Origin of the sequence: Bacillus sp. RO1 (genome assembly GCF_012524115.1) — a bacterium.
In the GTDB taxonomy this organism is placed as follows: Bacteria; Bacillota; Bacilli; order Bacillales; family Bacillaceae_I; genus Sutcliffiella_A.
The window spans coordinates 1-12,527 of the sequence record NZ_JAAZWB010000037.1 but is presented as its reverse complement, the minus strand read 5'-3'; the positions used below and the strand labels follow the sequence as shown (position 1 = coordinate 12,527).

Sequence of the window (12,527 nt, the reverse complement as noted above, 5' to 3'; positions counted from 1 at the left end):
CACTCTGGTCTTCATCGCCCTGATGAGAACCTCTCTCTACCTATTTTCCCGTCACTCGGGTCTTCATCGCCCTGATGAGGACCTCTCTCTACCTATTTTCCCGTCACTCGGGTCTTCATCGCCCTGTAGAAGACCTATATCCAACTATTTCCGCGACACTCCGGCCTTCCTTCCCCTGCTCAAACCCTCTCTCCACCTATTTTCGCGCCACTCGGGCCTTAACCTCCCTGATGAGGCCCTCTCTCCACCTAGTCCCGCGCCACTCGGGTCTTCGTCGCCCTGATGAGAACCTCTCTCCACCTTTTTCCTCGCCACGCGGGTCTTCATCGCCCTGATGAGAACCTCTCTCCACCTATTTCCGCGCCAATCGGGTCTTCATCGCCCTGATGAGGACCTCTCTCCACCTATTTCCGCGCCAATCAAGTCTTCATTCCCCTGATGAGGACCTCTCTCCACCTTTTCCCGCGCCACTCGGGTCTTCATTCCCCTGATGAAAGCCTCTCTCCACCTATTTCCGGGCACTCGGGTCTTCATCGCCCTGATGAGGACCTCTCTCCATCTATTTCTGCGCCAATCAGGTCTTCATAACATAATGGCGCTCGATATCTCCCATAAACAACAAAAGAGAGGAGCACAACGCCCCCCTCACTAATTAATATGACTTCCATTTCAACCTTGACGCTTCTTGGTAGCGTTTTTCAATGTCTTTCCAATTTACAAGATTCCACCACTTATCGATATAATCTTTTCGGTTATTCTTATATTGAAGATAATAGGCATGCTCCCATACATCTAACCCAAGAAGCGGAATGGTGTCCCATTGTGTAAATAGTTGTTGCTTTTCCGTTTGCAATATTTCTAAACGGTGTGCACGTGGAGACCAAACAAGCAGAGCCCATCCAACACCCTCCACTTTGTCAGCTGCTTCTGAAAAATGCCTTTTAAATTTCTCATAACTACCAAAATCTTGAACTATCTGCTGCATTAATCTTCCGCTAGGCTGGCCCCCACCATTTGGTGACATGTTATCCCAGAACATGGTGTGCAAGTAATGGCCGGATCCATGAAACGCCGCTTCCCGTTCCCAGTGCTTGATTAAATCATAATTGCCAGTTTCACGCGCCTCTAGCATCTTCATTTCCGCTTTATTCAACCCATCCACATAGCTTTTATGATGTTTTTGGTGATGCAGTTCCATTATTTCTCTAGAAATGTATGGTTCTAGTGCATTATATGGATAGGGAAGTGGTGGTAGGGAATGCTGCCCTATTGGCACTCTTGCATTATTAGCCCGTCTGCCTGAAACAGTCCGCATCTCTTCTGCCGTCTCTTCCACACATTTTTTAATATCCAGGATATCAGTCTCAAAAATATACTGTTGCTCTTGTGTATGTTGAATCCTCTTTAGTAAACCTCTTACCTCGGGTAACCAACTGTTACGGACATCCTCTTTGCTACCTTGATTGGAGGTCAATATTTCCAAACACCAATCTTCCACATCGCTTAAGTACTGTTTAAAAACAAGCTGATTTTGTTTGATATTCCTCGCCCTCCCCGCACTCATCGTTTTATTGTATGCAACATCTGGGCAATATGGAACAAGAGTGCAGTAGTAGAAAAAGAAAAAACACCACCCCCGAAAATAGGGCTGGTGCTATAAAATCAATTGCTTTGCATCATTTTTGTCCGGTAGTCCGTTTCATAATATTCAAGTTCTTCACGAACTGCTTGAAAATCACTCTCCAAGCCTCTAATCACCAATTTCAATGATTCTGGTGGCGCTTCATGGAACTGAATAGAATTTTTCCCGGTGTAGGCAGAACGGCTGTCCTCATACCAAGCATCGTTTCTCGGCGCAAAGAACTCTTCAATACATTGATGATAAATGTTATATAAAACTTTCTCAGCAGCTGACTTTCTGAACGGTTCACTTTTCAGGATAACTTGACAAGCATTCAACCCTTCGTCACAGAATACAGCAAGTCGACGAGTATTCAATAAAAGAAGTTCTACATACCCTTGGGTCGTTGATGACTCTTCCATCAGTGTGGAAAGCGTAGCTTCATTCAAGAACGTGTTCAATTGATGTACCGTATTTCCTAAAAAGCTCTCAACCTGTTCTGTTTGTGATTTTACAATTGTATTTGCCATTGAAAAATGACCCTCCAAGTATTAGTTTTTTCTAATTGTCGGTTTCTACTACGTTACGTACCTTAACATAAAAGTATTACTAGCAATGCTAGAATGTACTTCTAGCTTGGCCTACTTCAAGAAGAAGGTTGTGCTAAAAAGTGAAGTGGAGAGGTAAGTTTATAGTCACCCTGTTGGTGGATGTCTTCAAAGATTTCTCTTACTTTAGAGATATTCACTCCTTCAAAATAAGCAGCTAGCTCTTCTTGTGTATTGATATAGATACGTTTCCTTTGGCGAAAACTTGGGTTCTTTATTAAACAAACGATAGCTACCAAATCTTTAAATGTAATTTGTTTTTCACCAATCTCGAAAATAGGATCTGCATCTCCACTCATTGCAGGGATGAACTCAGAAAAGGTTTCATCATAGTATCGAATATACAGTACATGTAAAGTCTTTTCTTGTCCATCATCTTCAAAAGTTACTTCGGAGCGGTTAAAAAAATCCTCAGAAGTGTTGGGTTGTGCCTTTTCTAATTCATACCCTCTACATTTTATTATACGCATACGGTCACTCCCACCTGCTAGTCTGTCATAGGGGCTTTTTCATTTACAGCCTCCCATACTACTATTTTACCATAATAGGATTAAATAATCTTAAGATTCAAACGTTTCTTGAAACTTTTCAAAAAACAAGTCAGCTTCTTCGTCCATTTCTTCCATATTTACAGTTAGGGGCGGTAATTCTTTAATATCTTTTAATCCAAAATAATCGAGGAATTCCTTGGTCGTACCATACAAAATAGCCCTTCCTGTTCCTTCCGCTCTTCCGACTTCTTTTACAAGCGCTTTTGCTGCCAATGTTTGTAGCGGTCTTTCACTTTTCACACCGCGAATGCTCTCCACTTCTGTCCGGGTAATTGGCTGTTTATATGCGACAATTGCCAATGTTTCAAGGGCTGCTTGTGAAAGTGTTTGGGAAGAAGGCGATTCTACCAGCTTTTTCAGATAGACAGAATGCTCTTTTTTGGTGGTCAATTGATACGTACCTGCTAGTTCTATAAGAGTGATTCCCCGCTCTTTCTTTTGATAACCCTTTTTTAACTCTCCTAAAATATCCAATGCAACATGTTCCTCCACTTCAAGAACAGTTGTAAGTTCCTTAAGTGTAAGCCCTTCGTCTCCTGCAGCAAAAAGGAGGCTCTCCACAATCGCTTTCCAATTAATAATAGCCACTTTCCTCGTTTCCTCCTTCCTTATAAGACACATAGATATCCGAGAAATTATTATCCTGTTCCAAAAGGATACTGTTCTTTTTTAAAAGCTCAAGTATCGCCAAAAACGTCACCACAATATACTCTTTGCTTGATTCTGGAAATAGGTCATAAAAATGCTTACGTCCCTTGAATTGACGCAAATCCTGAATCAATTCTTCCATTCGCTTCTCAATCGGGATTTCCTGGCGTGTGATTCTAGTTTGCATCGGTTTTTGTATTTTTTTCCTACGCATTAGTTTTTGCAAGGCACCAAGCATGTCATATAAAGAAACATCCAATTTTACTTCTTCGGGCTTTACTTCCTTCATCAGACCGCTCAAATCACTTGGAGGCTTCGTAAAAAGATGGCTGCGTTCCTCTTCCATCTCTTTTAAGTCATCCGCTGCCTCTTTATATTTCCGATACTCTATTAGTCGATTCATTAATTCCTCACGAGGATCCTCTTCATAATCGGGGAAATCATCTTCCTCGTCTAGGATTTCATCATCATGTTTTGGAAGCAGCATTTTGCTCTTGATTTCAATAAGGGTTGCTGCCATGACAAGGTACTCACTAGCAACATCTAACTGCAATTCTTTCATAGTATGTATGTATAATAAGTATTGCTCGGTAATTTGAGCAACCGGAATATCATATATATCAATTTCCAACCTGTTTATTAAATGTAATAATAAATCCAACGGGCCTTCAAAGGCCTCTACTTTTACATTGTATTCCTGCACAATCATTCATCCACCTAACATAAACATCAAACTATACAATAGTATAGAGTATTGTATCAAGATTTTATAGAGTTTTCATGATTATGTTAAAATATTATTAGATTTGTATTAAGGAGGAAATCCTTTGTATCCTAAAGCTTACCTCGATTTTTTATATCATTTTCATTGTGATAGAGACTATTTTGAATGCCATGAAGTACTCGAAGAATATTGGAAGGAAAAAGACGCAAGTGAACGTGAAGTTCATTGGGTAGGTCTTATTCAAATTGCCGTGGGCTTATACCATCAGCGCAGGGGAAATTTTAGGGGAGCATTGCGGATGCTTCAAAATGCTTCTCGGATTATCGGCAAGGAGTCGTCAGCAATTGATGCGTTGGGGCTTGATAGTGGGCGATTGGTTCAATTGCTTGAAGAGCGGTTGGAATATGTGACGAAACAAGAACCCTATAAGAGTATGGATTTGCCGATAGCGGATCCTGATTTGCAACTGTCCTGTGATGCTATGGCGAAAAGTGGGGGAAAAGTTTGGGGGGCAGCCAGCGACTTGCATGACGGATCATTGGTGAACAGGCATACCCTTCGTGATCGTTCGGATGTGATAGCGGAAAGGCAGAGGCAGCTTGAATTGCGGAAGAAGGGTTAGGTTGACCATGAAGCCGGATGGGGAGGTGGCGCGTGTCGGAATTTGACTGTTCGTGTCGAACGGCATGTATTTGCTGCATTTCGGCTCGTATTTTCGTTTTTCGGACAGTATTTGCTCCGATTCCGCTCGTATGTTTACTTTTTGGACCGTATTTTACCTAGTTCAGCTCGTATGTTTATTTTTGGGACTTTTACAGTAGCTATCCGACCGAAAGAATTCATCTCCACAACACAAAAACGACGCGCTTTCACAAAGAAAGCCGTCGTTTTTATTATATATGCAGTTAATCACTGCATTCATCTTCATTTAAATCACATTTTTCAATAAATGCAGTAGTATATTGTGTTGTTTTGACTGCTTTGTTTGGATAGGTTTGCGTGAGCTCGACAACCATTTTCTTCCCAAACCCTTGCCCACGGTGGGACGGGATCACACTGATGTGTTGAATGGTGAAGCTATCCTCTTCCAACTCAATACCAATCAAGCCAATGATATCGTCTTCCTTCAAAAGGAAAAGCTGCCAGTTTTCTTTCTCTTCGTAGTCTCTCATCGATTGCTGTAATTTCTTCAGCTCTTTCTCAGTTGGCATAAAGGACATTAGACCCATAGCAATTTTCTCAAAGCTCTTCTTATAACGAATTAACATAAATTACCCCTCATTATCGAAAAAACTTTCATAAGTATAACTACAAGTAGTATAGGAAAATAGATGAAAAATGTTCCTATCTGAAAGATTTTCTTACTCTTAAGTATACATTCTATCCAAACAAAGCTTTAAAGTACACCTTTTTAAAATAAAACTTAGAATTCGCGTAATAAATTTGCCATTTCAATGGCAGCTGCAGCAGCTTCCCAACCCTTGTTTCCAGCTTTCGTTCCTGCTCTTTCGATTGCCTGTTCAATGGTTTCTGTTGTAAGAACGCCAAAAATTACCGGAATGCCTGATTGCATAGATGCTTGGGATACCCCTTTAGCCGCTTCGTTACATACGTAGTCAAAATGAGGAGTTGATCCGCGAATAACGGTCCCTAGGGTAATCACCGCATCATATTTACCTGAGTCAGCCATTCTTTTGGCTACCAATGGAATTTCAAATGCACCTGGTACCCACGCTACGTCCACTTGGTCCTCTTCTACACCGTGTCGTTTAAGTGCATCTTGTGCTCCTCCGAGAAGCTTGCTTGTAATGAATTCATTGAATCTGCCCACTACGATTCCTACTTTAAGTCCTGTTCCTACTAGATTACCTTCGAATACTTTTGCCATTATTGGTTCCTCCTAATTAACATTTATACTTCTTATTAAACCGTTGTTACTTTCCGCAAAACGCTTCGCTTTCCGCCGTGTGACCTTGAGACTCCTCGGCTTCGCAGGAGCCACTGAAAAAGACCTTGATTTTAAAATCCCACTAAACACCGCTGTTGATTTACGCAAATGGCTTCGCTTTCCTAGGGGCACTGCTGGAGCCTCCTCGGCTACGCCTGCGGGTCTCCACCTAGTGCTAATTCCCTCAGGAGTCTTCGCCTTTTGCTCCAATCACCAGCTAGGAAACATAAAAAACTTTACGTTATCAGTTTTTCAGTGGCTTCGCTTCGCCTGCGGGGTCTCAACATTGCTGCTTCTCCCCCGCTAGAGTCTCAGCAATTTACTCCAAGTAACAACTAGAGTACTGGAATATTTAAAAATGCAGCATATGTCCTAATTTTGAATGCTTGGTTTTTAAATAACTTTCATTAGCTTCTTTGGTCGGCATTTGAAGAGGCACTCGGTCTACAACCTCCAGCTCATATCCTTTTAATCCTGCAATCTTTCGAGGATTGTTCGTCAAAAGCTTCATTTTGGATACGCCAAGGTCTCTTAAGATTTGTGCTCCAATACCATAATCGCGCAAATCTGCACCAAAGCCCAGTTTCTCATTTGCTTCTACCGTGTCGTAACCTTCTTCCTGTAACTTATACGCCCGCATCTTATTAAGCAAGCCAATGCCCCGCCCTTCTTGCCTCATATATAGAAGCACTCCATTGCCTTCCTTCTCGATTTGAGCCAGTGCAGCATGAAGTTGCGGGCCACAATCACAACGATTGGAACCGAACACGTCCCCTGTCAAGCATTCAGAGTGAACACGGACAAGCGTTGGAGATGCATGGTCGATATCTCCTTTTACTAAAGCTACATGTTCTTTCCCATCCACTACATTTGAATAACCGATAGCTCGGAAATCACCAAATTCAGTTGGAAGCTTAATTTCCACTTCCCTTTGAACAAGCTTATCTTTTCGATTTCGATACTGAATCATGTCCTTGATGGTAATCATCTTCAAATCAAATTTGTCTGCAATTTTTCTTAGCTCTGGCACACGTGCCATGGAGCCGTCTTCATTCATAATTTCACAAATGACACCAGCTGGATAAGAACCACTCAATAAAGCTAAGTCCACCGCTGCCTCTGTATGACCCGCTCTTCTTAACACTCCGCCTTTTTTAGCTACAAGCGGAAAAATATGTCCGGGACGTTTGAAGTCTCCTGCTTTAGATGTCGGTGATAAGAGCTCCAAAATGGTGGTGGATCGTTCAAAGGCAGAAATGCCAGTCGTTGTGGATTTATGATCGATGCTGACAGTAAAGGCCGTGCCATGTGAATCGGTATTGTGATTTACCATTGGAACAAGGTCCAATTTCTCTGCCAACTCTTCTTGAACAGGAACACAAATTAGTCCACGACCATGTGTGGCCATAAAATTCACTACAGCGGGAGTTGCCTTTTCAGCAAGTGCTACGAAATCCCCCTCGTTCTCTCTATCTTCATCATCACAAACAATGATAACTTTGCCCTGCTGTAAATCTTCCAATGCTTCTTCTATTGTATTAAATACTTCACTCATCGTTCTCACCCACCTTATTTATATCCATGCTCTTCTAAAAATGATGCAGACATACTAGATTTATGAGAAGGAGTTCCGTTCTGGTGTTTCAACAGATGCTCCATATATTTTGCCAACATATCCACTTCAATATTGACGGTATCACCTTTACCTTTTCCTCCAAGAATTGTTTCATTCAAGGTGTGGGGAATAAGAGAGATAGTAAAGCTATTATCTGTCACTCCAAATATAGTCAGGCTTGTACCATCTACCGTTATCGACCCTTTAAGCATTATATAGCGAGATAATTCATTTTCAACCATGATAGTATAGTAGACCGCGTTGCCCATTCTCTTCTTACCTTGAATGGTCCCTGTTCCGTCAACATGACCACTGACAAAGTGCCCTCCGAATCTGCCATTGGCAATCATTGCTCTCTCAAGGTTTACCCCGGAGCCGGCGTTTAATGTCTTTAACGAAGTTGCACGAATCGTTTCAGGCATAACATCTACTGTAAACCGGTTTGCCGTAAAGCTTGTAACCGTCAGGCAGACACCATTGACAGCAATACTATCTCCAAGCTTTACGTCCTCTATCACTTTCTTGGCTTCAATCTCTAGAATAATTGCTTGATCGCCTCGTATGATTTGTTTAATTGTTCCTATTTCTTCAACGATCCCTGTAAACAAGTTCTCACCTCCGTTTATCTATCCTAGGAGTAGAAATAATTTTTAGGTCGGGGCCGATTCTGGTAACCTCTTTTATTTCAAGCTCCACCACTTCATCCATTCTTGCAAAGCCTTCCCCACCAATAACTGAAGGAGCATCACTACCACCTATCAATTTTGGAGCGATATATGTTATTACTTGCTGAATGGCATTATTTTTCAAAAAACTGCTATTAACTGTCGCTCCGCCTTCTACGAATAAAGAGGTGATACCTTCCTCCCCAAGCAACGAAAGAAGAACGTTGACCTCTACCTTTTCCATCGGGAGAGTAAAGACTCTAACTCCTTTTTGTCTCTTTAAAAAAGCCATTTTCTCGTGATCCGGTTTGGAGCCGGTAATAATCCAGGTAGGCGCCTTACCATCTGTAACCACTTTAGAATCCAGAGGAGTTCTAAGATGAGAATCCATGATGACTCTTATCGGATTTTTTCCGCCATTTGGCAGTCTAGTGTCTAAACTTGGGTCATCAGCAAGGACCGTCCCAACACCTACTAGGATCGCATCATGCTGATGACGATATAGATGGACATCCATGCGTGCGTCAGGTCCAGTGATCCACTTACTCTCATTGGTGTGAGTGGCCGTTTTTCCATCCAGGCTGGCAGCTGATTTCAATGTTACAAATGGTTTCCCTGTTTTTATATGATGGAAGAAAACCTGATTCAAGGCCAGGGCTTCATCCGCACAAACACCAACTTCCACTTCTACCCCTGCCTTGCGAAGCTTTTCTATTCCTTTTCCTGCAACCAATGGGTTTGGATCTGTTGATGCTATGACTACTCTGCTAACATATGATTGAATGAGAAGATCTGAGCAAGGAGGCGTTTTTCCAAAATGACTGCAAGGTTCTAGTGTTACATAAACAGTTGACCCTGTTGTTTTTTCCGCGCCTGCCATTTGAATGGCATGGACTTCTGCATGAGCCTCTCCTGCTCGCAAGTGTGCCCCAAACCCTACAATTTCTCCTTCTTTCACTACTACACAACCGACAACCGGGTTTGGAGAAGTTTGACCTGTTGCACGCTTGGCCAGGTCAATGGCAAATTTCATGTAATACTGATCTTCCAAAGCCGAATCCCCTCCTAAAATACATCAAAAAAATAATAAAAACCTCTAAGTATATCGCCTTAGAGGTTTGAGTGGATTAAAATTGCGTATAGGAAAATAAACAGTGCTCATAAATGAATTTTTCACTGCTTGCAATCTATAATCCTTCTCCCATCCAGACTTTCACTGTCGGCCCTGGAGTTGCACCAGATCCACCGCTTTTCTTATTCAAGAAAACCGGGTCACGGACTAAGAAGCATAAGCTTCATCACCGCCGGTAGGGAATTTCACCCACCCCCGAAGGACATTCATATGTAGTTGTATACCATTATTATTTTAGCATATCTTCCAGATAAGTAAAATTTAAAGTTTCAGATAAGTTTGTTAAACGATGAAAAACCAGTAAATTAAGCCCCAGACTAGCGACATGCCGAGTAATACGCCCAGTAAGATCCAATTCTTTTTATTCATGGTAGTTACCTGCTTTCTTTTCTTGTAAAAAAAGAGAGAGCATTTCTGCTCCCACTTTTAAAGCTATTATTCAGCGTCTGTTACTTCTACTTTCTCCATAACATCGCCATTTTTCATGTTTCTAGCTGTTTCAAGTCCAGAAGTCACTTTACCAAAAACAGTGTGAACACCGTTCAAGTGAGGTTGTGGCTGGTGTACGATGAAGAATTGGCTAGAACCAGTATCTCTCCCAGCGTGAGCCATGGAAAGGCTTCCTGCTTCATGCTTATGTGGGTTACCTTCTGTTTCACATTTGATCGTAGTGCCGCTACCGCCTGCACCTGTTCCAGTTGGGTCTCCACCTTGGCTTACAAAACCAGGGATAACGCGGTGGAATGTCACACCGTTGTAGAATCCTTCGTTTGCTAATTTTTCAAAGTTAGCAACTGTGTTAGGAGCTTCGTTTGGGTAAAGTTCGAATTCGATTTTTTCTCCGTTTTCCATAAGTATGTATCCTGTTTTTGCCATTATGAACATCTCCTTGTATATAAAATTAAAATGAACCAGTTATTATCATACATGATTATAGTAGGAAAAGGAAGTAAGACGGCCGGTTAAGCTGCTATTTCGTTAGTAGATTTCTTAAACACCGCTGTTGATTTCCGCTAATGGCTTCGCTTTCCTAGGGGCTGACGAGAGCCTCCTCGGCTACGCCTGCGGGGTCTCCACCTAGCGCTATTTCCCTCAGGACAAGGAAGACTTCGGCAGCGAAACATCGCACGAAGAAAATGCGTAGCATTTTCGAGGAGTCTTCGCCTTTTGCTCCAATCAACAGCTAGAAATTACGAATACGACAGTTGATAGTTTTCAAAATACTCCTAAGCTCTTTTAATCTTTAGGTGTATGAAGTTCCCTTGTTGATTGGAGTGGAAGGCGCGCAGACGCCCGCGGGAGGAAGGGACAGGTGAGACCCCGCAACGGAGTGAGGAGGCTCACGGACCGCCCGCAGGCAAGCGAAGCGCCTGGAACGGAAATCAATATTGTATAATATTTCTTACCTCTAAAAAAAGCCCACCCTTATTTAAAAGGGTGAGCTTTTGTTGGAATGGGCTTATTTCGTTAGCTTGGTTTTTGCTTGGAAAGGCAAATCCAATCTTACAAGGTCTTCGAAGGTTTCTCTGCGAATGACCAATTGAGCTTCACCCTCTTCTACAAATACAACTGCCGGCTTGGTGATTCGGTTATAGTTATTTGCCATTGCATATCCATATGCTCCGGTACAGAATACAGCCAAATAGTCTTCATGATTGGCTTTTGGCAAAGGAAGGTCCCAAATCAACATATCACCTGATTCACAGCATTTTCCTGCTATGGAAACCTTGTCATCTGCTTCATCTTCCACTCTGTTTGCAAGTACCGCTTCGTATTTAGCCTGATACAACGCCGGACGGATATTATCCGTCATACCACCATCGATGGCCAAATAATGCCTGATATTAGGAATCTCTTTTTTCGAGCCGATAGAATAGATGGTCGTCCCCGCATCACCAACCAATGAACGACCGGGTTCAATCCATATTTCCGGCATTTTTAAGTCATGATTTTTTACAAAGGATTTAACGTCGGTGATGATTTCTTCAACGTACACAGATGCAGGAAGAGGATTGTCTTCTTCCGTGTATCGAATTCCAAATCCTCCGCCAAGATTCACTACGCGTGCTTCAAAGCCTTCTTTGTCATTCCATTCTTTTAACGTTTCAAATAGTTTGCCTGCAGCGAGTTTAAATCCTGTTGTTTCAAAGATCTGAGAACCAATATGACAATGAATTCCCAGCAAGTCCAAGTGAGTTGCATTAGTTGCAATCTTCATTGCTTCGTGCGCCTGACCGCTTTGCAAGTCAAAACCAAACTTGGAATCCTCTTGTCCAGTCAAAATATAATCATGTGTATGTGCGTTGATTCCTGGTGTAACACGAAGCAAGATTGGCATAGTATAATCATGCTTTTCACATATATCCTGTAGCAATGTCAATTCCAAAAAGTTATCTACAACTACACAGCCAATTTTCTTCTCAACAGCCATTTCAAGTTCTTCCATACTTTTGTTGTTGCCATGAAAATGGATGCGATCTACAGGGAAATCCGCGACAAGTGCTGTATAAAGCTCGCCACCAGATACCACATCTAGAGATAACCCTTCTTCTTTTATAAGCTGAAACATAGCAACAGAAGAAAATGCTTTGCTTGCATATGCAACCTGTGCTTTGACACCGAGATTTTTGAAGGTAGTCTGAAAATCTCGTGCACGCTCCCGAATTAGTGATACATCATAAACATATAGTGGAGTGCCATATTCGACAGCAAGTTTAATTGTGTCGACTCCTCCTATTTCCAGGTGTCCTTTTGCGTTTACTTTACTAGTTCCATGAAAATACATATGCCGTTTCCCCTCGCGCAGTTAGTTTATAAGTAACTCTATCTAATACCATATTCTCTAATAGAGAATTGTGGATGTGTTCTAGCCCTCATTAAAAAATTTGGCTCTGTTAAACACCGCTGTTGATTTCCGCACTAGGCTTCGCTTTCCTAGGGGCGTTTGGGGAGCCTCCTCGGAAAAGCGCCTGCGGGGTCTCCCCTAAACGCTATCTCCCTCAGGAGTCTTCGCCT

At 42.2% G+C, this 12,527-nt stretch carries 13 protein-coding genes and 1 riboswitch; of the genes, 1 reads left to right on the top strand and 12 read right to left on the bottom strand.

Annotation, left to right across the window (positions count from 1 at the left end):
* Positions 1-652: 652 nt before the first annotated feature.
* From HC179_RS03135 to HC179_RS03115, 5 genes are all read right to left on the bottom strand, one after another.
* The gene (locus tag HC179_RS03135; protein ID WP_168863017.1) at positions 653-1,564 is read right to left on the bottom strand and encodes a superoxide dismutase; all 912 of its coding nucleotides are present in this window, start codon (positions 1,562-1,564) and stop codon (positions 653-655) included.
* 98 nt (positions 1,565-1,662) lie between these two features.
* Positions 1,663-2,151: a YpuI family protein gene (locus tag HC179_RS03130; RefSeq protein ID WP_060667014.1), complete on the bottom strand. Its 489-nt coding sequence runs from the start codon at positions 2,149-2,151 to the stop codon at positions 1,663-1,665.
* A 116-nt stretch (positions 2,152-2,267) separates the two neighbouring features.
* Positions 2,268-2,699 carry a hypothetical protein gene (locus HC179_RS03125; protein ID WP_168863016.1) on the bottom strand — a complete coding sequence of 144 codons (432 nt, stop codon included), beginning with the start codon at positions 2,697-2,699 and terminating at the stop codon, positions 2,268-2,270.
* A gap of 90 nt (positions 2,700-2,789) precedes the next feature.
* Positions 2,790-3,368: an SMC-Scp complex subunit ScpB gene (scpB, locus tag HC179_RS03120; protein WP_168863015.1), complete on the bottom strand. Its 579-nt coding sequence runs from the start codon at positions 3,366-3,368 to the stop codon at positions 2,790-2,792.
* A complete protein-coding gene (locus HC179_RS03115; RefSeq protein WP_168863014.1) occupies positions 3,355-4,137 on the bottom strand; it encodes a segregation/condensation protein A in 783 nt (260 codons plus the stop codon). Before HC179_RS03115 ends, scpB begins: the two co-directional genes overlap by 14 nt.
* Positions 4,138-4,255: 118 nt before the next feature.
* Between HC179_RS03115 and HC179_RS03110 the strand changes: the two genes are divergently transcribed.
* Positions 4,256-4,774, top strand: coding sequence for a DUF309 domain-containing protein (locus HC179_RS03110; RefSeq protein ID WP_168863013.1), 519 nt, complete (start codon positions 4,256-4,258; stop codon positions 4,772-4,774).
* A 283-nt stretch (positions 4,775-5,057) separates the two neighbouring features.
* Here the strand turns inward: HC179_RS03110 and HC179_RS03105 are convergent, their stop codons facing one another.
* The 7 genes from HC179_RS03105 to lysA form a co-directional block, all read right to left on the bottom strand.
* Positions 5,058-5,420 carry a GNAT family N-acetyltransferase gene (locus HC179_RS03105; protein WP_168863012.1) on the bottom strand — a complete coding sequence of 121 codons (363 nt, stop codon included), beginning with the start codon at positions 5,418-5,420 and terminating at the stop codon, positions 5,058-5,060.
* Between the two features lie 155 nt (positions 5,421-5,575).
* Complete coding sequence (gene ribH / locus HC179_RS03100; protein WP_060667020.1) at positions 5,576-6,040, bottom strand: 6,7-dimethyl-8-ribityllumazine synthase; 465 nt, start codon at positions 6,038-6,040, stop codon at positions 5,576-5,578.
* Positions 6,041-6,452: 412 nt separating this feature from the next.
* The gene (locus HC179_RS03095) at positions 6,453-7,655 is read right to left on the bottom strand and encodes a bifunctional 3,4-dihydroxy-2-butanone-4-phosphate synthase/GTP cyclohydrolase II (RefSeq protein ID WP_168863011.1); all 1,203 of its coding nucleotides are present in this window, start codon (positions 7,653-7,655) and stop codon (positions 6,453-6,455) included.
* Between the two features lie 14 nt (positions 7,656-7,669).
* Complete coding sequence (ribE, locus tag HC179_RS03090) at positions 7,670-8,323, bottom strand: riboflavin synthase (RefSeq protein ID WP_168863010.1); 654 nt, start codon at positions 8,321-8,323, stop codon at positions 7,670-7,672.
* A 4-nt stretch (positions 8,324-8,327) separates the two neighbouring features.
* A complete protein-coding gene (ribD, locus tag HC179_RS03085; RefSeq protein WP_205825204.1) occupies positions 8,328-9,431 on the bottom strand; it encodes a bifunctional diaminohydroxyphosphoribosylaminopyrimidine deaminase/5-amino-6-(5-phosphoribosylamino)uracil reductase RibD in 1,104 nt (367 codons plus the stop codon).
* Positions 9,432-9,569: 138 nt separating this feature from the next.
* Positions 9,570-9,719: riboswitch (FMN riboswitch) on the bottom strand.
* A gap of 228 nt (positions 9,720-9,947) precedes the next feature.
* Positions 9,948-10,388, bottom strand: coding sequence for a peptidylprolyl isomerase (locus tag HC179_RS03080; RefSeq protein ID WP_060667024.1), 441 nt, complete (start codon positions 10,386-10,388; stop codon positions 9,948-9,950).
* 583 nt (positions 10,389-10,971) lie between these two features.
* Complete coding sequence (lysA, locus tag HC179_RS03075; protein ID WP_168863009.1) at positions 10,972-12,297, bottom strand: diaminopimelate decarboxylase; 1,326 nt, start codon at positions 12,295-12,297, stop codon at positions 10,972-10,974.
* Between the last annotated feature and the right edge of the window lie 230 nt (positions 12,298-12,527).